This is a genomic window from Rhodoferax saidenbachensis (assembly GCF_001955715.1).
Lineage (GTDB): Bacteria > Pseudomonadota > Gammaproteobacteria > Burkholderiales > Burkholderiaceae_C > Allorhodoferax > Allorhodoferax saidenbachensis.
In genome coordinates, this window is sequence record NZ_CP019239.1 from 2828974 (window position 1) to 2849411 (window position 20438).

General features: G+C 61.4%; 18 protein-coding genes. 10 read left to right on the plus strand and 8 right to left on the minus strand.

The genetic code is table 11. From position 1 onward, the window contains the following. Positions 1-48: 48 nt before the first annotated feature. From RS694_RS13460 to RS694_RS13475, 4 genes are all read left to right on the plus strand, one after another. Positions 49-2301, plus strand: a complete 2253-nt coding sequence (locus tag RS694_RS13460) for a molybdopterin-dependent oxidoreductase (RefSeq protein WP_029708658.1) — start codon at positions 49-51, stop codon at positions 2299-2301. 285 nt (positions 2302-2586) lie between these two features. Beyond that, positions 2587-4140, plus strand: coding sequence for a cryptochrome/deoxyribodipyrimidine photo-lyase family protein (locus tag RS694_RS13465; RefSeq protein ID WP_241464104.1), 1554 nt, complete (start codon positions 2587-2589; stop codon positions 4138-4140). A gap of 30 nt (positions 4141-4170) precedes the next feature. Then, a complete protein-coding gene (locus tag RS694_RS13470; protein ID WP_076069698.1) occupies positions 4171-4335 on the plus strand; it encodes a DUF2256 domain-containing protein in 165 nt (54 codons plus the stop codon). Next, positions 4332-5897, plus strand: coding sequence for a cryptochrome/photolyase family protein (locus RS694_RS13475; RefSeq protein WP_029708656.1), 1566 nt, complete (start codon positions 4332-4334; stop codon positions 5895-5897). The genes RS694_RS13470 and RS694_RS13475 overlap by 4 nt, the downstream gene beginning before the upstream one ends. 2 nt (positions 5898-5899) lie before the next feature. Here the strand turns inward: RS694_RS13475 and RS694_RS13480 are convergent, their stop codons facing one another. Further along, positions 5900-6820 carry a LysR family transcriptional regulator gene (locus RS694_RS13480; protein WP_029708655.1) on the minus strand — a complete coding sequence of 307 codons (921 nt, stop codon included), beginning with the start codon at positions 6818-6820 and terminating at the stop codon, positions 5900-5902. An 86-nt stretch (positions 6821-6906) separates the two neighbouring features. Between RS694_RS13480 and RS694_RS13485 the strand changes: the two genes are divergently transcribed. Further along, entirely contained in the window at positions 6907-7923 is a 1017-nt protein-coding gene (locus RS694_RS13485) for a sodium-dependent bicarbonate transport family permease (protein ID WP_029708654.1), read from the plus strand. 42 nt (positions 7924-7965) lie between these two features. Here the strand turns inward: RS694_RS13485 and RS694_RS13490 are convergent, their stop codons facing one another. From RS694_RS13490 to RS694_RS13505, 4 genes are all read right to left on the minus strand, one after another. After that, the gene (locus RS694_RS13490; protein WP_152528857.1) at positions 7966-8622 is read right to left on the minus strand and encodes a hypothetical protein; all 657 of its coding nucleotides are present in this window, start codon (positions 8620-8622) and stop codon (positions 7966-7968) included. A gap of 199 nt (positions 8623-8821) precedes the next feature. Further along, the gene (gene parC, locus RS694_RS13495; protein WP_029708652.1) at positions 8822-11206 is read right to left on the minus strand and encodes a DNA topoisomerase IV subunit A; all 2385 of its coding nucleotides are present in this window, start codon (positions 11204-11206) and stop codon (positions 8822-8824) included. A gap of 41 nt (positions 11207-11247) precedes the next feature. Next, positions 11248-12051, minus strand: a complete 804-nt coding sequence (locus RS694_RS13500; protein ID WP_051391988.1) for a lytic transglycosylase domain-containing protein — start codon at positions 12049-12051, stop codon at positions 11248-11250. Between the two features lie 71 nt (positions 12052-12122). After that, on the minus strand, positions 12123-14105 hold the full coding sequence (locus tag RS694_RS13505) for a DNA topoisomerase IV subunit B (protein WP_029708650.1): 1983 nt from the start codon (positions 14103-14105) through the stop codon (positions 12123-12125). Between the two features lie 129 nt (positions 14106-14234). On the opposite strand from RS694_RS13505, the gene RS694_RS13510 reads away from it, so the two are divergent. Genes RS694_RS13510 through bamC form a run of 5 tightly spaced genes read left to right on the plus strand, consistent with a single transcriptional unit; the run spans position 14235 to position 18225 of the window. Beyond that, entirely contained in the window at positions 14235-15461 is a 1227-nt protein-coding gene (locus RS694_RS13510) for an MFS transporter (RefSeq protein ID WP_029708649.1), read from the plus strand. 4 nt (positions 15462-15465) lie between these two features. After that, on the plus strand, positions 15466-15603 hold the full coding sequence (locus tag RS694_RS20610; RefSeq protein ID WP_169731129.1) for a hypothetical protein: 138 nt from the start codon (positions 15466-15468) through the stop codon (positions 15601-15603). Continuing rightward, complete coding sequence (locus tag RS694_RS13515) at positions 15603-16172, plus strand: class I SAM-dependent methyltransferase (RefSeq protein ID WP_029708648.1); 570 nt, start codon at positions 15603-15605, stop codon at positions 16170-16172. Before RS694_RS20610 ends, RS694_RS13515 begins: the two co-directional genes overlap by 1 nt. A gap of 32 nt (positions 16173-16204) precedes the next feature. Beyond that, positions 16205-17101, plus strand: a complete 897-nt coding sequence (dapA, locus tag RS694_RS13520) for a 4-hydroxy-tetrahydrodipicolinate synthase (protein WP_029708647.1) — start codon at positions 16205-16207, stop codon at positions 17099-17101. Positions 17102-17127: 26 nt separating this feature from the next. Then, the gene (bamC, locus tag RS694_RS13525) at positions 17128-18225 is read left to right on the plus strand and encodes an outer membrane protein assembly factor BamC (RefSeq protein ID WP_029708646.1); all 1098 of its coding nucleotides are present in this window, start codon (positions 17128-17130) and stop codon (positions 18223-18225) included. A 211-nt stretch (positions 18226-18436) separates the two neighbouring features. On the opposite strand, the gene RS694_RS13530 is transcribed toward bamC, so the two are convergent. From RS694_RS13530 to RS694_RS13540, 3 genes are all read right to left on the minus strand, one after another. Then, positions 18437-18640 (minus strand): hypothetical protein, encoded by a 204-nt coding sequence (locus RS694_RS13530; RefSeq protein WP_037247758.1) that lies wholly within the window; start codon positions 18638-18640, stop codon positions 18437-18439. Between the two features lie 158 nt (positions 18641-18798). Further along, on the minus strand, positions 18799-19302 hold the full coding sequence (locus RS694_RS13535) for a hypothetical protein (protein WP_029708645.1): 504 nt from the start codon (positions 19300-19302) through the stop codon (positions 18799-18801). Continuing rightward, positions 19289-20422, minus strand: coding sequence for a cupin domain-containing protein (locus RS694_RS13540; protein ID WP_029708644.1), 1134 nt, complete (start codon positions 20420-20422; stop codon positions 19289-19291). The genes RS694_RS13535 and RS694_RS13540 overlap by 14 nt, the downstream gene beginning before the upstream one ends. Between the last annotated feature and the right edge of the window lie 16 nt (positions 20423-20438).

The window sequence follows — 20438 nt, forward strand, 5'->3', positions numbered from 1 at the left end:
GTGATGGGGATGGACATTCCATTCCCCATCCCCGGAGGCCCGACCGCCATGACAACCAGCAGCCCGACAGACACCATCCACCACCGCATTTGCCCCCTGTGCGAGGCTTGTTGCGGCCTAGAGATCAAGGTGCGCGACCAGCAGGTCGTGAGCATCCGCGGACATGACGCTGATGTGTTCAGCGCAGGCTACATCTGCCCCAAGGGTGTGGCGCTCAAAGACCTGCACGAAGACCCCGACCGGCTGCGCACACCGCTGATCAAGCGCAATGGCGTGCATGTGCCCGCCACCTGGGAAGAAGCCTTCGCCGAGATTGAACGCCGCCTGCCGCCGCTGATTGCGGCGCATGGCCGCAATGCCACAGGCATCGTGGTTGGCAACCCGTCTGCGCACAAGATCGGTCTGCTGACCTACTTTGGCAAACTGGCCCGCGCTTTAGGTACCAAAAATGTTTTTTCCGCGTCCACGCTGGACCAGATGCCCAAGCAACTGGCCAGCGGGCTGCTGTTTGGCCACTGGCTGTCCATCGCGCTGCCCGACATCACGCGCACCGATCTGCTGCTGGTGATTGGTGCCAACCCGCTGGCCAGCAATGGCAGCATGTGGACCGTGCCCGACTTCAAGGGCAAAGCCAAGGCGCTGCAGGCGCGCGGTGGCCAACTCGTCGTGATCGACCCGCGCCGCACCGAGACCGCGGTCATGGCCGATGCCCACCACTTCATCCGCCCCGGGGCCGATGTGTTCCTGCTGGCGGCGATGGTCAACACGCTGTTTGCCGAAAAACTGGTGACGTTGGGCCATGTGGTGGAGTGGGTCAATGGGGCGGACGACGTGCAAAAGGCAGTCGCGCCGTTCACCGCCGACGCCGTGGCCGCACGCTGCGGCATGGACGCGGACAGCATTCGCAACCTCGCCCGCCAATTGGCAGCAGCTCCGCGTGCCGCTGTCTATGCCCGCATCGGCACCTGCACACAAGAGTATGGCAGCCTGGCAAGCTGGCTGGTCGATGTGCTCAACACCTTGACCGGCAATCTGGACAAGGCGGGGGGCGTGTTGTTCGCCAAGTCCGCTGCATTTGCCAGCAACACGGCGGGCAAACCAGGCATCGGCAAGGGGGTTACCACGGGGCGCCACCATGCACGCGTGAGCGGTGCGCCCGAGGTGTACGGCGAATTGCCCATGACCTGCATCGCCGAAGAGATAGAGAATGAAGGCGAAGACCAAGTACGTGCGCTGTTCACGGTGGCCACCAACCCCGTGCTGTCCAGTCCCAACGGCCCACGGCTGTCCAAAGCGCTGGACACGCTCGACTTCATGGTCAGCCTCGACATCTACCTGAACGAAACCACGCGCCATGCCGATGTGATCCTGCCGGGCCGCTCACCACTGGAGGAAATGCATTACGACGTGGCTTTTCCGCAGCTCTCGTGGCGCAACCATGCGCGCTACAGCCCTGCGGTGTTTGCGGCGCCTGAAGGTCAACCCGAAGAGTGGCAAACGATTATGAAACTGGCCGCCATTGTGCAAGGCAAAGGTGCACAGGCGGACGCGAATGCATTGGACGACGCACAGTTTGCGGAGGATGCGCAACGCATGTTTGGCGAACATGCCAATGCGGTGATCGCTGCAACGAAGAACCTGCGCGGCCCCTCACGCGGCCTGGAAGTCGCATTGCGCACAGGTCCGTATGGCGACCAGTTCGGACGCAAACCCGATGGATTGACACTCGCCAAGGTCATGGCATCGAACGCCGCTGGCGGTATTGACCTGGGTGAATTGCAACCGCGCATCCCCGAAGTGCTGCGCACACCCAGCGGAAAGGTGGAGCTCGCACCTCCCATGTTGCTACAAGATTTAGAGCGGGCTGCGCAGTCCCTGAGCGCGCCAGCACCCGATTTGGTCATTATTGGCAGGCGTGATGTTCGCTCCAACAACAGTTGGATGCACAACCTGCCCATCCTCGCCAAGGGGCCCATGCGCTGCACTGCGCTCGTCCACCCCCAAGATGCAGCACGGTTGCAACTGAAAGACGGTGCGCTGGCGCAGATCGAAACCGCATCCAAACAAGGCCCGCGCAGCGTGCAAGCCCATGTGCAGATCAGCGAAGAGATGATGCCCGGCGTGGTGAGCCTGCCGCACGGCTGGGGGCATGACCTCCAAGGCGCAAAACTGACGCTGGCCGCCCAGCGCCCCGGCGCCAATCTCAACGCGCTACTGGACGATCAACTGCGTGACCCGCTGTCGGGCAATGCGGTGCTCGGTGGTGTAGCCATCACCATGCGGGCCCTGGCCACGGCCTGACCACAGCCCCGGGGGCTGCGGCGCAGCGGGTGTCCTACTACCGCATCGGGGCATTGGCGGTGCGCCGATGTGCCGCAAAAACCCATGGTCAAATCGTGCCATGGCCCCCGCGGATATTGCGCAAGCAGCTATACAAACGATAGCAAAAATGCCAGAGATGGCGGGTGCGTGGCTGCCATGGACCGCCCAAGGAATCCCCATGAAACTGTCAAAAGCCTTTGCGCCCTTGTGTTTTTGCCCCCGCTTTCCGAGCGGTATCTGCCACGCCTAACACAGGGGAACACGTTGATAACGCGGCGCGCACTGGTCTGGTTCAAACGCGATTTGCGCGTGCACGACCATGCGCCGCTGGTCGCGGCCCTCGCGCATACCGACGCGCTGGCGCTTTTCATCATCGAGCCGGAATGGCTGCACAGCCCGGAGTGCGACGCCAGCCACGTGGACTTCGCCCTGCAATGCCTGGCCGAGCTGCGCATCGCGCTGGCCCAGCGCGGTATGCCGCTGCTGGTGCGCGTGGGCTCCGCTGTGCCGGTGCTGGCGCAATTGCACAGCGAGGTCGTGTTCACGCAACTGCTGAGCCACGAAGAGACAGGAACGGGTTGGTCGTACCAGCGCGATCTGCAAGTGGCCGCCTGGTGCAAATCTGCGGATATCCCCTGGCAGGAATTCACCCAAACCGGCGTGGTGCGCCGCCTGCGCAGCCGCTCGGGCTGGGCCCAGCGCTGGCAAGCACGCATGGATGCGCCTTTGCAGTTGCTGGATGGAGGCTTCAGCCCAGCCGTTGCGCTGGAGCAGCCCGAGCTACCCACCCTCGCTGACCTCGGGATGGAACGCCATGGAAAAGCTTTGCAAGCGGCGGGCGAGAAGGCTGCGCGGCGCACGCTGAAGAGTTTTTTGCAAGTGCGGGGCTACGACTACCGCAAGTCCCTCTCCAGCCCGCTCACTGCGGAGGACGGCTGCAGCCGCCTGAGCCCCCACCTGGCGTTTGGCACGCTGTCCATGCGCACGGTGCACCAGGCCACCGAGGTCGCGATTGCGAACACGCCTGACCGTGAGATGGCCTACGCCCTGCGCGGCTTTGCCGGGCGACTGCGCTGGCACTGCCACTTCATGCAAAAGCTGGAAGACGAGCCGGATATTGAATTCCACAACTTTGCGCGCGTATGCGACGGTCTGCGCGAAAACGACTTCAACGATGACTACTTTGCCGCCTGGTGCGAGGGCCGCACCGGCTACCCGATGGTGGACGCCTGCATGCGTTCGCTGATCGCCACGGGATGGCTCAACTTCCGCATGCGGGCCATGCTGGTGAGTTTTGCCAGTTACCACCTGTGGCTGCATTGGCGGCCCACCGGCTTGTTTCTGGCGCGGCAGTTCCTGGACTACGAACCCGGCATCCACTGGAGCCAGATGCAGATGCAAAGCGGGACGACCGGCATCAACACGCTGCGCATGTATTCGCCAACCAAACAGGCGCAAGACCAGGACCCCGAGGGCCTGTTCATCCGCCGCTGGGTGCCGGAACTGGCCCGCGTGCCGCTGCCCTACCTCGCCACCCCCTGGAAGATGGACATCAGCGTGCAGCGCATGGCGGGCTGCATCATCGGTGTGGACTACCCCGCACCCATCGTGGATGACAAGCTGGCGATGAAAGCCGCCAAAGACCGGATGTATGGCCTGCGCAAAACCCAGGAAGCGCGCGAGGAGGCCGGTGAAGTACAAGCGAAACACGGCTCGCGCAAGAGCGGCTTGCCCCCAACCGGGCAACGGCGCAAAACGCCCAGGCGCAAAAGCGACGCGCCCGCCACACCGTCATCGCAGGGTGACCTGTTCGCCTGAGAAACAAGCCACCGCAACAGACCACTGCATATGAAAAGCGACTTCAAAGGCAACAAACAATCCTTGCCCAGCAAGCTGTGCGCCGTGTGCGGCCGCACCATGACCTGGCGCAAAGCCTGGGCTAAAAACTGGGAATCGGTGCTGTACTGCTCCGATGCCTGCCGCGCGCAGAAGGCAGCCCGGAAAACGCCATGACACAAGTTACCCCAGCGCCGCTGCCTGCCCAAGTGCGGCATCTGGTCATCGTGCTGGGAGACCAGCTCGATGCACACTCTTCGGCCTTGCAAGATGTCGATGCCACGCAAGATGTGGTGTGGATGGCGGAAGTGGCTGAGGAGTCCACCCATGTGTGGTCGGCCAAGCAGCGCATTGCGGTCTTCTTGTCTGCCATGCGCCACTTTGCCAACGACCTGCGCGTGCGGGGCTTTCCCGTGGTCTACACGCGGCTGGACGATGGCGACAACCGCGGCACATTGGCATTGGAACTGGACAAAACCATCACCCAACTGCAACCTGCAGCACTGGTCATGACAGCGCCCGGCGACTGGCGTGTGCTGCAAAGCCTGCGCAAGGTGGCGGCAGACCACCAGTTGCCTTTGACTCTTCGCGATGACACCCACTTCTTCAGCACCGTGCGCGAGTTTGCTGCCCATGCCAAGGGCCGCAAACAACTGCGCCTGGAGTACTGGTACCGCGAACTGCGCCAGAAGCACGGCATCCTGATGGAGGGCAAAGACCCGGTGGGCGGGCAGTGGAATTTTGACGCGGACAACCGCGAATCCTTTGGCAAGGCAGGTCCGCAGAACGTGCCACCACCCACGCGTTTTGCGCCCGACGCCATCACGCTCGAAGTGATCGCGCTGGTCAACACACAATTCGCCAGCCACCCCGGTGCGCTGCACACCTTTGGCTGGCCGGTGACGCGCGAACAGGCCGTGGTGGCTTTGCAAGCGTTTATTCAAGAACGCCTGCCGATGTTCGGTTTGTACGAAGACGCCATGTGGTCGGGCGAGGCCTGGCTGTACCACTCGCACCTGAGCTGCGCGCTGAACCTCAAGCTGCTACAAGCCCGCGAAGTGGTGCAAGCCGCCGAAGACGCCTACCGCGCGGGCCATGCACCGCTGGCCGCCGTGGAGGGTTTCATCCGGCAAATCCTCGGTTGGCGCGAATATGTGCGCGGCATCTACTGGACACAGATGCCCAGCTATTTGGAACGCAACGCGCTGGACGCACACGCCGAGTTGCCCGCCTGGTACTGGACGGGTGAGACCGACATGGCCTGCCTTAAAGACGCCATCACACAAACCCTGGAACACGGCTACGCCCACCACATCCAGCGACTGATGGTGACCGGCTTGTACGCCCTGCTACTGGGCGTGAAGCCGCAGGCGGTGCACGCCTGGTACCTGAGCGTGTATGTAGATGCGGTGGAATGGGTGGAACTGCCCAACACTTTAGGCATGAGCCAGTTTGGCGACGAAGGGCTGATGGCCAGCAAGCCCTATGTAGCCAGCGGCAAATACATCCAGCGCATGAGCGACCACTGCAAAGGCTGCCGCTACGACCCCGCGCTTTCCACGGGTGACAAGGCCTGCCCGTACACCACGCTGTATTGGAATTTCTTGATACGGCACGAGCCGCTGCTCAACAAGAACCCGCGCATGGCGATGCAACTCAAAAATTTGGCGCGGCTGGATGATGCGGCGCGCGACGCGATTTCAACGCAGGCCCTTGCGCTTCAAGCGGCGGCGGATTGACATCAGACGCCAGCCGCCGCAGCCAGCTTTCGCAAGCCCTGTGCACTGTCACGCAAGTGCTGCCGGAAGATGTCGGCAATGGGCGAAAGCTTCTTTCCTTTGGGATACACAATGTGCCAGCTGGACTGGATGGGCAATCCCTCAACATTCAGAACCGACACACCATGCTCCTTGCTACGCCCGTGCAGTGCGTGGATAGAGACAATCGACATCCCCAAACCACCCGCCACCGATTCCTTGATCGCTTCATTGCTTCCCAGCTCCAGGCGAAGGCTGGGGCGAAACTTCTCTTTTTTGAAAAATCGGTCGATGGCCATGCGGGTGCCAGACCCCTCCTCCCGCAGAATGAAACGCTGCGGCGCCAGATCCGCAAGCACGAGGTCCTTGCGTTTCGCCAGCGGGTTCGAACTCGCGCAGATGGCAACCAGAGGGTTGGGCATGAACACCTCCTGCACCAGGTCCATATCGGCGGGCGGCGTGGACATCACGTAGATGTCATCCAGGTTTCCCTTCAGGCGGCCGACCACACCGTCACGGTTCAGCACTTCGAGTGACACATCAATCTCGGGGTAACGTTTGCAAAACGTGCCCAGCAACCGGGGAACAAAATACTTGGCGGTGCTGACCACAGCGATGCGCAATTTCCCGCGCTGGTGGCCCTTGAGCGCTTCGACCTGCTGCTCAAAAACATTCCATTCGTCTGACAAGGTGCGTGCCGTACGCGCCAGCTCCTCACCAATCGCGGTCAGATACAGCTTGCGGGCGACGACCTCAAAAATGGGCATACCCAAAATGTCTGCCACTTCCTTGAGCTGCATGGAGGCTGTAGGCTGGGTCACATGCATGACCCTGGCGGCGGCACTCACGCTGCCTGTTTCGGCCAGAGCGAGTACCAGTCGAAGTTGTCGGAAGGAAATATGCATAGAAATTTATCTATAGATAAGTAGATATAAATCGATTTTACAAATATGACTTGGCTGCCTAGGATGCACGCCAAGGAGAAACTTGTATGCAGAACCTGCTGGACCCGGCGATTCTTTTTTTCATTTTTGGAGCGTTGGCTGGAGCCCTGAAGTCCAACCTGGAAATCCCCCCGCAGATATCCCGATTCCTGTCGCTTTACCTGCTGATGGCGCTGGGTCTCAAAGGGGGCTTTGCGCTGGCACATTCCGGCCTGAGCACCCAGGTTGCCGTGAGCCTGGGCACCGCCATGCTGCTGGCCACCATCATCCCCGTTGCCAGTTTTGCGCTGCTGCGCCGATTCGTTCCTCCCTTGGACGCCGCAGCGATTGCGGCCACCTATGGATCCATCAGCGCGGTGACGTTTGTGACCGCAACGCAGTCCCTTGAAAACCAGGGTATTGCCTTTGGCGGATACATGTCCGCAGCGATGGCCCTGATGGAATCCCCGGCCATCATCCTTGCCGTGTTGCTGGCCAATGTGGTCAGGGCACGTGAAGCGAGTGTTGGGGAGCTGGCGCTTGGTTCAGGTGCGGCCGCCATACAGTCGCCATTTTCCACCTCGCAGCCGCGCGTTGCCCTTGGCAAAGTGCTGCACGAGTCCCTCACCGACGGCGCGCAATTGCTGCTGCTCGGAGCCATGGCCGTGGGGCTTCTGACGGGCGACTCCGGCAAGGCCAGCATGCAACCCTTCTCCGGCGATCTCTTCAAGGGCATGCTGGCCTTCTTCCTGCTGGACATGGGCCTGCTAACCGCACGCAATTTGGCACAAATCAAGGGGCGCTCTCCGCTGCTCATGGCGTATGCCGTTTTGGCCCCCTTGGCCCATGCGGCGCTGGCGCTTCTCTTGGCTTTTTGCTTTGACATTCCAGCGGGTGACGCTGCATTGCTCATGGTGCTGGCAGCCAGTGCGTCTTACATTGCCGTACCTGCCGTGCTGCGTTTCGCCATCCCCGAAGCCAACCCGTCCATCTATCTCGGGCTATCGCTGGGAATTACATTTCCCCTGAACATCCTGCTGGGCATACCGCTGTACACCTATGTTGCGACGCGGGTGCTCGCGTGACGGGTAGCGCGGCCCTAAGGTTGGCCCGGAATTTTCGGGCCCTTAGTCCAGCCGACCGTACTGCGTGCCGCCGATCATGATGCCGCCGTCCAGCGGGGCCAGATCGCTTTGGTATTCCCGGTCGCCCACCGTCAGGGGCGGAGGCGCGTAGCCGTCCTTGAGTGCCTGCATGAAGGCGCGGGTTTCTTCTTCGGAAATCGGTTCGTAGTTGGGGCCGCCGATGGCGGCAATGCGGCTCTGGCCCGCAGGCTGCTCGCCGGAAGCGAGCTTGCGCTGCGCCTCGGCCTCGGCCGTGCTGCGGTCTGTCACCCGTGCGTGGAATTCAAACTGGCTTTCCGTCTCGCTCACACGCCAGTAGGTGCCGTCGATCAACACACCAAACCGTTTGTAGGCGTCCATGCGCAACATGTGTTCGATGGCGGCGAAGCTTTTGGTCTTGTTGGGGCGGCTGGTCACGAAGGACTTGGCCACATCGATCATGGCAATGAAGCGGTGGTGGCGCTCATCCACCGGCATGACCTTGAACTTGTACATGCTGCCAATGACTTCCATACCCAGAAAGGTGTCGCGAATGCTCTGGTACAGCATCTCGCGCCGAAAAGCCTTGCGCTCCTCCAGATTCATGCGCTGGGTATTGGCAGCCGCCGGGTTCGGCTCTGCTGCGGCAGAGGCAGATTTCTTCTTGAAAATGGAAAACATGGTTTTTTGGGTCAACGACGATCGGGCTTTCTCAGGCGTGTTGCCCGGAAGCATTCTTGGAGGTGAGCGTAACGGCATCCCTGGCGGGTGTCAAAAATGCGTTGCGAAATACACAAACACGGAGAAAGTTACAACTAAAAACAGCCTCCAGCCCGCATGGAATATGCGCAAACAGCTACTAATTTAGTAGCTGTTTGACCTACTCCACCCGGCTGATGGACGTCGGTTTGAAGCCCAGATCCGCCGCCTTGCCCTTGCGCCCCCGCGCGGCGCGGGCGTTGTTCAGGCTGCGAATCTCCAGGGTTTCGTCCCGCTCCTTGCCGCCGCGGCCAATACCGTCGATGCGGATGCTGCGGGTATAGGCGGCCGCACCGGCCAGCGTATCCTTGGGCTCCAGGTCGATCAACATCAGGCCGCGACCGCCCTTTTCCATGGTCTTGAGTTCGCTGATCTCGAACGTCAGGATGCGGCCACCGGTCGATGCACACGCCACGTGGGTTGCAGGCGCGACCAGCGGTGCAGGTGTTCCCGCCACCGTGACCTTGCCTTGCGCGCCCGACACCAGCGATGGGGCGCACTGGGTCTCGCCCTCCCCCACACCGACAAACGCCTTGCCGGCTTTCTGCCGCGAAATCATGTTCTCCACCGAGGCCATGAAACCGTAACCACCGGTGCTGGACAAGAGCAGCGTGGCGTTGGAGGGGCCCGCAAAGTAATGCAGCATTTGCGTGCCACTTTCCAGCTCGATCAAGGTCGTCACCGGCTGGCCATCGCCACGGCCGCCAGGCAGTAGCGACACCGCCACCGAATAGATGCGCCCGTTCGAGCCGAACACCAAGAGCGTGTCCACACTGCGGCATTCAAAGGTGCCGTACAGGCCGTCACCGGCCTTGAAGGCAAAGGTGGACGCCTCGTGGCCATGGCCGGTGCGTGCGCGCACCCAGCCTTTTTCACTGATCACTACGGTCACCGGCTCGTCCACCACCTTGACTTCGGCCACGGCCTTTTTCTCGGTTTGGATCAGCGTGCGACGCGCATCGGCAAACACTTTCGCGTCGGCCTCGATCTCCTTGATCATCAGGCGGCGCAGTGCGGCGGGGCTGCCCAGAATTTCTTCGAGCTTGCCCTGCTCGCCTCGCAGCTCGGACAGCTCTTGCTCGATCTTGATACCTTCCAGCCGCGCCAGTTGGCGCAGGCGGATTTCGAGGATGTCTTCGGCCTGGCGGTCGCTGAGTTTGAAACGTTCTATCAGCGCGGCCTTGGGCTCATCCGACTGGCGGATGATGGCAATCACTTCGTCGATGTTCAGCAGAACGGTCTGCCGACCTTCAAGGATGTGGATGCGGTCCAGCACCTTGCCCAGGCGGTGGCGGCTGCGTTTCTCGATCGTCGTCTGGCGGAAGCTGATCCACTCGGTGAGCATCTGGCGCAACGACTTCTGCGTGGGCCGGCCGTCCAACCCCACCATGGTCAGGTTAATGGGCGACGACGTTTCCAGGCTGGTGTGGGCCAAGAGTGCGGTGATCAGCTCCTGCTGCTCGATGCGGCTGGTCTTGGGCTCGAACACCAGACGCACCATCGCGTCCTTGTTCGACTCATCGCGCACCACGTCCAGCACGCTCAGGATGCTGGCTTTCAGTTGTGTCTGCTCTTGCGACAGCGCTTTCTTGCCGGCCTTGACCTTGGGGTTGGTCAGTTCTTCAATTTCTTCCAGCACGCGCTGGCTGCTGACACCCGGCGGCAACTCGGTCACGACCAGTTGCCACTGGCCACGCGCCAGGTCTTCGATCTTCCAGCGCGCACGCACTTTCAGCGAGCCACGCCCTGTGCGATAAGCATCGGCAATGTCCTGGGCCGGGCTGATGATCTGGCCGCCACCGGGGAAGTCGGGGCCGGGCACCAGTGTGTACAGCTCGTTATCCGCCATCGCGGGGGTCTTGATCAGCGCCACACAGGCGTCGGCGATCTCACGCAGGTTATGGCTGGGGATCTCGGTGGCCAAGCCGACCGCAATGCCGCTGGCACCGTTCAATAAACTGAATGGCAGGCGCGCCGGCAATTGGCAAGGCTCTTCGGTCGAGCCATCGTAGTTGGGCTGAAACTCCACCGTACCCTGGTCGATTTCATCGAGCAACAGCGTGGTGATCTTGGCCAGGCGTGCTTCCGTGTAGCGCATCGCGGCAGCACCGTCGCCGTCACGGCTACCGAAGTTGCCCTGGCCATCGACCAACGGGTAGCGTTGCGAGAAGTCTTGCGCCATGCGCACCAGCGCGTCGTAGGCCGACTGGTCACCGTGCGGGTGGAAACGGCCCAGCACATCACCGACCACGCGCGCGCTCTTGACCGGCTTGGCGCCGGTGTTGCCATTGGCGCCACCAAAGCCCAGCCCCATGCGCGACATGGAATACAGAATGCGCCGCTGTACCGGTTTCAAACCATCGCACACATCGGGCAATGCGCGGCCCTTGACCACGCTGAGGGCGTACTCCAGGTAGGCACGCTGTGCGTAAGTGGCCAGGTTGAGCTGGTCATCGCCGTCACCGGCAGATTCAGGAGCGAGGTCGAGGATGGGTTGGTCGGTCATAACAAGAGCAAAAACAGTAAGAGGTCAGCGGTGGTGGATGCCTAACGGGCACCCGTGCCAAGTGGTATCTCGGCAGGTTTGATGGACGTGGACGGAATGGCGGGGCCCAGGTTCAGGCCGTCCAGGGAGCGCACCATATTGCCGCGCCCGTACCCCGGCCCGGGCAGCACGGCGCGTACACGGCCGTTGGCCACCGGAGGTTTGTCACTGGGCGGGCGAAGCGCTTCGTAGAGTTGCAGCACGGTTTTGACGTAGTTCTGCGTTTCGCGAAAGTTGGGAATCTGGTTGCCCGCCTTTTGCACCGCGCCTTCACCAGCGTTGTAGGCGGCCACGGCCAGCTCCAGCCGGTTGGGGAACATCTGGATCAGGTCGCGCAGGTAGCGGGTGCCGGTGTTGATATTAGTGCGAGGGTCGGTCAATTTGCGGGCGATGGGGCCATAACGGTCGTCCACCAGCCCGTAGCGCTCCCCGGTGGCAGGCATGACCTGCATCAGGCCCACGGCGCCTTTGGGCGAGACGGCATCGGTGTCAAAGCCGGATTCGGTAGCGATCACCGCCTTGAGCAAAGCGTAGTCCACGCGGTAGGTGTCCGCCGCCGCCTGCACATGGCGCTGCGCGGATTTGAAGCCGGGCGACGACTCAATGAACGCCAACAAGCGCGGCGTTGCCGACTGCAGGGGTGGCAACTGTGGGTCGTTGGCGGCCGCGTCGGGCAGCGGGTCCAGGTTGGAGCGCCCGCGGAAAAACAGCTCGTAGCGCGCATCCATCTGGCTGGAGGCGAAGTGCGCCACGCCACGCTCGTCCACATAACTCCAGATGTCCGCTTGGGCATCAAAAGAGGCCATAGCCCCAATGGACATTGCGCAAGCAGCTACCATTTTCATAGCAAATAGACGACCCACAGCATGCGCCATGGTCAGACGTCGATCTCCACCGAGTCGCCGTGCAGTTCCATGAGTTCGCGCCGAGCGGCGGCTTCGCCCTTGCCCATGAGTTTGGTGATCAGCGCCTCGGTCGCGCCGAAGTCGATGGCGCCCAGGGTTACGGGCAGCAGGCGGCGGGTGTCCGGGTTCAGCGTGGTGTCCCACAGCTGTTCGGCATTCATCTCGCCCAGGCCTTTGAAGCGGCTGATGCTCCAGGCGCCTTCGCGCACGCCCTCTTTGCGCAGCTTGTCCAGGATGGCGGTGAGTTCGCCTTCGTCCAGCGCATAGGCTTTGGACGCCGGCTTTTTGCCACGCGCAGGCGCATCGACACGGAACAGCGGCGGCCGTGCCACAAACACGTGGCCGGTTTCGATGAGTTTGGGGAAGTGGCGGAAGAACAGCGTGAGCAGCAGCACCTGGATGTGCGAACCGTCCACGTCCGCATCCGACAGGATGCAAACCTTGCCGTAGCGCAGGCCGCTCAGGTCGGGCGTGTCGTTGGGGCCATGCGGGTCCACGCCAATGGCCACCGAGATGTCATGGATTTCGTTGTTGGCAAACAGGCGATCGCGGTCCACTTCCCAGGTGTTGAGCACCTTGCCGCGCAAGGGCAGGATGGCCTGGTTCTCTTTATCGCGGCCCATCTTGGCGCTGCCGCCGGCGGAGTCACCCTCGACCAGAAACACCTCGTTGTAGGCTATGTCTTTGCTTTCGCAATCCGTCAGCTTGCCGGGCAACACGGCCACGCCGCTGCTCTTGCGCTTCTCTACTTTTTGACCCGCCTTCTGGCGGGTCTGCGCGGCCTTGATGGCCAGCTCGGCCAGCTTTTTGCCATAGTCCACATGCTGGTTCAACCACAGCTCCAGCGTGGGGCGCACAAAGCTGGAGACCAGGCGCACAGCATCGCGCGAGTTCAGGCGTTCCTTGATCTGGCCCTGGAACTGCGGGTCCAGCACCTTGGCTGAGAGCACATAACTTGCGCGGGCAAACACGTCTTCGGGCATCAGCTTCACGCCCTTGGGCAACAGCGAATGCAATTCGATAAAGCTTTTGACCGCGGTGAACAGGCCATCGCGCAGGCCGCTTTCGTGCGTGCCACCGGCGCTGGTGGGAATTAAATTGACGTAACTCTCGCGTACCGGGTTACCTTCTTCCGTAAAGGCCACGCACCAGCTGGCGCCCTCGCCTTCGGCGAAGTTGTCGTTCTGGCTGTCGGCAAAACCTTCGCCGTCAAACAGCGGGATCACCGGATCGCCATTCAAGGTCTGCATCAAATAGTCTTTGAGGCCGCCTTTGTAAAGCCAGTTTTGGCTGTCCTTGGTTTTCTCATTCACCAGCGTGACGCTGACGCCAGGCATCAGCACGGCCTTGCTGCGCAGCAGGTGCGTCAGCTCGCCCATAGGCAGCACGGCGGATTCGAAATACTTGGGGTCGGGCCAGACACGTATCGTGCTGCCGCTCTTGCGGTCGCCTTCGCCCGCCTTACGGACTTGGAGGGCCTCCGCAACGTCGCCGCCTTCAAACACGATGCGCGCGACCGAGCCTTCACGGTGGGTGATGGCCTCCAGACGCTTGCCCAAAGCATTTGTGACGGAGACGCCCACGCCGTGCAGGCCGCCCGAGAAGCTGTAGGCGCCGCCCTTGCCCTTGTCGAACTTGCCACCCGCATGCAGGCGGGTGAACACCAGCTCGATCACCGGGGCGTTTTCTTCGGGGTGCATGCCAAACGGGATGCCGCGGCCGTCGTCTTCAATACTGACCGAGCCGTCGGCATGCAGGGTGACCTTGATCTTTTTGCCATGACCGGCCAGCGCTTCGTCGGCGGCGTTGTCCAGCACTTCCTGGATGATGTGCAGGGGATTGTCGGTGCGGGTGTACATGCCCGGACGCTGCTTGACGGGCTCCAGGCCTTTGAGGACCCGGATCGAGCCTTCGCTGTATTCGGGGGTGGTTTTGACGGGGTTGCTTGTTGCCATAGGGCGCGATTGTAGTGTGATTGGCGGCAATTAACTGTATGAATAAACAGCCGCAAACAGCATGGATGCTGTCGTGGTCTGTCCCCCGCTACACCGCGTGGGCCAGGCGGAATGGCTATATTAGGCGCCATGCAAACTTCCCCTCCCCGCCTTAGCCTGACCCAGTTGCTCATTTGCGGCGCTGCCATCGTGACCCTTTCCATGGGCATCCGCCACGGCTTTGGCCTCTGGCTACAGCCCATCACCCAAGCCAAGGACTGGAGCCGCGAGACCTTTGCCTTTGCCATTGCCATCCAGAACCTGTCCTGGGGCGTGGCCGGCATTTTTGCCGGCATGGTGGCCGACCGTTTTGGCGCGTTCAAGGTGATTGTTCTGGGCGCAGCGCTGTACGCGTTGGGTCTGGTCGGTATGGCGCATGCCAACACGCCCTTGCTGTTTACCTTGTCCACTGGCGTCCTGATTGGCGTGGCCCAGGCCGGCACGACCTACGCCGTGGTGTATGGCGTGATCGGGCGCAATGTGTCGGCCGACAAGCGCTCCTGGGCTATGGGCATTACCGCCGCGGCGGGTTCGTTTGGCCAGTTTTTGATGGTGCCGACCGAAGGTTTCCTGATCAGCCACTTTGGATGGCAGGAGGCGCTGAGCCTGCTGGGCTTTGCCGCCCTGCTGATGGCGCCCCTGGCCTGGGGTCTGCGCGAGCCCGGCTTTGCGGGTAGCGCACCACCACCGCGTGAACAAACCATTGTGCAAGCCCTGCGCGAGGCTTTTAAATACCCGAGCTTCCAGTTGTTGATGGCAGGCTATTTCGTCTGCGGATTCCAGGTGGTGTTCATCGGCGTGCACATGCCCAGCTACCTGCGCGACAAGGGCCTGTCGCCCCAGGTGGCCAGCTACGCATTGGCGCTGATCGGGCTGTTCAACGTGTTTGGCACCTACGCGGCCGGCGTGCTGGGCCAGAAGATTCCGAAGAAAAACATCCTCGCCTTCATTTACCTGGCGCGCGCCGTGACCATCAGCGTGTTTTTGATAGCTCCGCTGTCGCCCACCAGCGTCTATGTGTTCTCGTCCGTCATGGGCCTTCTGTGGTTATCCACCATCCCCCCCACCAATGCCACGGTGGCGCAGATCTTTGGCGTGGCGCACCTGTCCATGCTGGGCGGTTTTGTGTTCTTCAGCCACCAGATCGGTTCGTTCCTCGGCGTCTGGCTCGGTGGCTATCTGTATGACAAGACGGGTAGCTACGACATCGTCTGGTACATAGCCATTGCCTTGGGCGTGATGGCCGCGCTGGTGAACCTGCCGGTCAAGGAAGCCGCCATCGCGCGTCCGGCGCGCCCGGCACCTGCGACGGCCTGATGCCATGACAAGCCCGTTGCGACTGTCTTTACGCATAACTGGCGCCAGTGTGGCGTTGGTTGTGCTGTTCGCCGTGTTCATGCTCTACACCCGGCCTGACTTTCTGGTGCAAATGGCGAATCAGATCTGGGCCTGCTTCTGATGCCTTTGCACCCACAGCCTGCCGCGCCTTCTGCGTGGGTGGTGCGCTGGTCACACCTGCTGCATCCCGGAACCACCGTGCTGGACGTTGCCTGTGGGGCAGGTCGTCATTTGCACTGGTTTGCAAAGCAAGGACATGCCGTCACCGGCATTGACCGGGACCTGGAGCCTGCACACCAGGCCAATGCACCTGGCACGTTGTTATGCGCAGATATCGAGAATGGCCCTTGGCCCTTGCAAACCGCAGGGCAGTTCCAGGCCTTTGGCGCCGTGGTCGTGACCAACTACCTGTGGCGCCCGCTGCTGCCCACCCTCGTGCAAAGCCTGGCTCCAGGCGGCGTCCTCATCTATGAAACCTTTGCGGCAGGCCAGGAAACGGTAGGGCGCCCCAGCCGTGCCGATTTTCTGCTGCAGCCGGGTGAACTGCTGGCGATGTGCAAGGGGCTGGAAGTGGTGGCTTATGAGAACGGTTACCTAAATAGCCCTGAGCGTTTCGTGCAGCGAATTGCGGCAATCCGGCCGTCCACGGCGCTGCCGCCAGGGGCTTTACCGGCGCGACATGCACTCTAGTTAAAATGCCCGTTTCCGCACTAATTTCTGACATGAACGCTTCATACAGTCCGATCCGGGGCAGCATCGTCGCCCTCGTTACCCCGATGCTCGACGACGGCTCCGTGGACTACCCCGCACTGCGCAAGCTGATCGACTGGCATATTGCCGAAGGGACGGACTGCATTGGTGTGGTTGGCACCACCGGTGAGTCCCCCACCGTGAGTGTGGAAGAGCACTGCGAAATCATTCGTGTATCGGTCGAACAGGCCGCCAAACGCGTACCCATCATGGCCGGTTGCGGCGCCAACTCCACCCGCGAAGCCATCGAACTGGCCAAATTTGCCAAACAGGTGGGCGCTGACTGCCAGTTGCAGGTGGTCCCCTACTACAACAAGCCTACGCAAGAAGGCCAGTACCAGCATTTCAAGGCCATCGCCGAAGCCACGGGTGACCTGCCCATTGTTTTGTACAACGTACCCGGTCGTTCGGTCGCCGATATGGCGCACGACACCGTGCTGCGTCTGGCCGAAGTGCCCGGCATCGTGGGTATCAAGGAAGCCACTGGCAATATTGAACGTGCCCAGTGGCTGATCAAGGAAGCACCCAAGAGCTTCTCCATCTACTCAGGTGATGATCCCACCGCCGTCGCACTGATGCTGTGCGGAGGCCACGGCAACGTCAGCGTGACCGCCAATGTGGCGCCGCGCCTGATGCATGAATTGTGTGTAGCTGCCATTGCCGGGAACGTGCAAAAGGCTATGGAAATCCAGTTCAAGCTGCTGCCTTTGCACAAGGCACTGTTTGTTGAATCCAACCCCATCCCCGTGAAATGGGCGGTGGCCCGCATGGGTCTGTGCAACACTGCACTGCGCTTGCCCCTGACACCTTTCACGCAGGCCAACCAGCCCGCGCTGGAACGTGTCATGCAAACCGCTGGACTGATTTGAACGCCCATTCATTCTTGAGGAATTCTGTGAATCCCATCTCCAAAGTTACGCTCCTGGGCCTTGCCCTTGCGCTGTCCGCCTGCTCCGTGCTGGAAACCGACAAGGTGGACTACCGCAGTGCCGCCAAGGCGCCCTCACTGACGGTCCCGCCCGATCTCACGCAGTTGTCCAAGGACACACGCTATTCCGTGGTGAACGGTGCTGTTTCTGCCTCGGGTTACCAGGCCGGTCAGGCCGCAACGGGCAAAACGCCCATGGCTGCACTTTCCTTGGGTGATGTCCGCATCGAACGGGTCGGCAACCAGCGTTGGCTGGTGGTCAACCGGCCGCCAGAGAAAATCTGGGATACGGTCAAGGACTTCTGGCAGGAAAACGGATTTTTGCTGGCCATGGACCAGAGCAATCTGGGCATCATGGAAACCGACTGGGCCGAAAACCGCGCCAAGATTCCGATGGACTTCATCCGTGCCTCGCTGGGCAAACTGCTGGATTCGCTGTACTCCACGGCAGAGCGTGACAAGTTCCGCACCCGCCTGGAACGCAATGCCGAAGGCGGCACCGAGATTTTCATCAGCCACCGTGGCGTGATCGAGGTCTACTCCAACACGGGAGCTAGCACCACTGGCGACAAGCAGACCGTGTTTCAACCCCGACCGTCAGACCCCGAACTCGAAGCCGAGTTTCTGCGCCGCCTGATGGTCAAACTGGGTGCCAGCCCCGAACAAGCCCAAACGCTGGTCGCCAACAGTGTGGCCAAGTCCACCAGCAGCGTGTCCAAGGTCGGCGAGCAACCCGTGGTGCTGATCGAAGAAGGTTTTGACCGCGCATGGCGCCGGGTCGGTCTGGCACTGGACCGCACAGGTTTTACGGTGGAGGACCGTGACCGCAAGCAAGGCATCTACTTCGTGCGTTACGTGCCCACGACCGACAACAACACGGAGCCTGGCTTCTTTGGCAAACTGTTTAGCGGGTCTTCCAAAGCCAACACGCCCACCAAGTTCCAGATCGCGGTGCGCAGCCAGGGTGAGCTGACCACGGTGTCGGTGATGGATGTGGATGGCAAGCCCGAGACTTCTGCCAGTGCACAACGTATCGTCAAGGTCATCGCAGACGACATCAAATGATGTGTCCCCCACGCTCCGCCCACGCACGGCATTTGGGCCGTGCCGGGTGTATTGCCACAACGTGAGCGCATCTGCGACCGCAGATGCGTGAGCGGGTCGCAGCCCCCCGAGGGGGCTAATTTCCCTTGGGGCGGCCCGGCGGGAAATTGCCCTTCTCGTTCAGACGAAAAAAAACCACCGTGAGGTGGTTTTTTTTTCGTCTGCAAGCAGATTATTGCTTGGCTGGCTCGGAAGCAGCAGGTGCTGCGGGAGCAGCAGCAGCGGGAGCGGCTGCAGGAGCAGCAGCAGCAGCAGCAGCAGCAGCAGCAGGAGCTTCAGCGGCAGGAGCAGCTGCGGGTGCAGGAGCTTCTTCTTTTTTACCGCAAGCAGCCAGGGCAGCAGCGATGATGGCTGCCAAAACGAGAGACTTGTTCATTTTTAGATACTTTAGTGAGTTAACGAAACAATTTCCGGAAATTGCCTTGGCAGCACGCCACCAAGACTCCAGCAAAAAGCATTCGATCTCTTCTTACCGGAGCCTCAAATTATACAAGAGGCTTACAAACCGCCTCGGGTAAACCCTCTCACTCGTCATCAAAGACCCAGCGTAGACGCAGGAAAACCGGGTGAACTTTGCCTGCGGCACTCATCCAGCTCCTGCTTCTGCAGCACCCGGCGCTGCGCTTCATAACTCGCAACGCCGGTGCTGCGCGCCAAATCCAGCCGCCGTGCATACCAGTGCGGACTCCACAACACACTGGGGAATTCCGTGGGGCTCAACTGCTTGCAGACACGGCATTCAATCAGATGGTCCCAGCGGATGCGCCACTCCACAAAACGGGCCTGGTAGCGCTGCACCGAGTCATAACTGTGGGTCAGCATGGTGAGTCGGCGCCCTCTTTTGGACCATGCATTCAATGACTCGACCACCGCACTCTCGCGCAGCGGCCACTCTTCAAAATTGGCATCGCTCCAGACCATTTCCATCCAGCCTTCACTGGCCGCACACTCCAGCGCATCTCGAATCAATTGCGCGAATTCCGTAGGGCCACTGAATGGCCCGGTATGCAGCACATTCGAGGCATCAGGCGTCGACATACATCCACCCTGCGGCGCACCAGTCAGCCAGCAAGTCCTGTGCATCCGCTCCCAATCGCTTGTACTCTGTCGCCGTGAGTTCGCGCGCATCGGCCAGACGCCGCATCAGCTGTGCATCACGTCCGGAAGCCCGGAAACTTTCACCATTCAGAAAAATGTGGTGCTGGTCGTACAGCATGCGGGTGCGCCGGTCCAGGCGCACATGACCCGGCGCTGCCGCCGCTTCGCCTTCGTCGAACCAGACATTGGCCTTGGGCTCGCTTAAGTATTCGCCCAAAGCGCGGCGCAAGGCCAGCGGATCGCGCAAAGCCTCTTCGAGCGCCTTTTGGGCAAATGCCACCATGGCGTCGGGTATCTCGCCGCTGTGCTCCAGTGCCGTCTGCTGCGGGTCACGGTACAGGGCGCTCCCCACCTCATCCACCGCCTGCTCGGCCATACGTTGCAGCACTTCACGGGCCAGCTCGCCTTTGGCGGGTGCGCGAAAGCCGATGGAATAGGTCATGCATTCGCCCTCGGCCACACCGTCGTGGGCGTAACGCGGGGGCAGGTACAGCATGTCCCCCGGCTCCAAGACAAACTCTTCTTCCGGTTCAAAGTTCGCCAAAATTTTAAGCGGCATATCAGGCTGCAAGCTCAGATCTTTTTGCCGCCCAATGCGCCAGCGCCGCCGCCCGTGGGCCTGCAGCAAAAACACGTCATAACTGTCAAAGTGCGGCCCCACGCCACCGCCGTCGCTGGCGTAGCTGACCATCAGGTCGTCCAGTCGCGCATCGGGCACAAAACGAAACTGATTCATCAGCGCGTGCACACGTTCGTCATGCAAGTCGACACCCTGCACCAGCAACGACCAGCCGGCCTGCTTGAAAGGTGGCAAGGCCTTGCGCGCAAACGGACCCTGCCGAAAACGCCAAGGCTTGTGGGTGCCGGGCTGGGCCTGTACCACGAGGCGCGACTCCACATCGTCCATGGCAGCCAGGTCCAGTAGCTCTTGGCGACCTACCGGGGCCTGGAATTGGGGAATGGCCTGGCGGATGACCAAAGGCTTCTTTTGCCAGTGGCGGCGCATAAAGGTGGCAGGCGTCAGCCCACCCAGGAGTTGCAGGGGTTCATTGACATTCATGGATCCATTTTCGGCG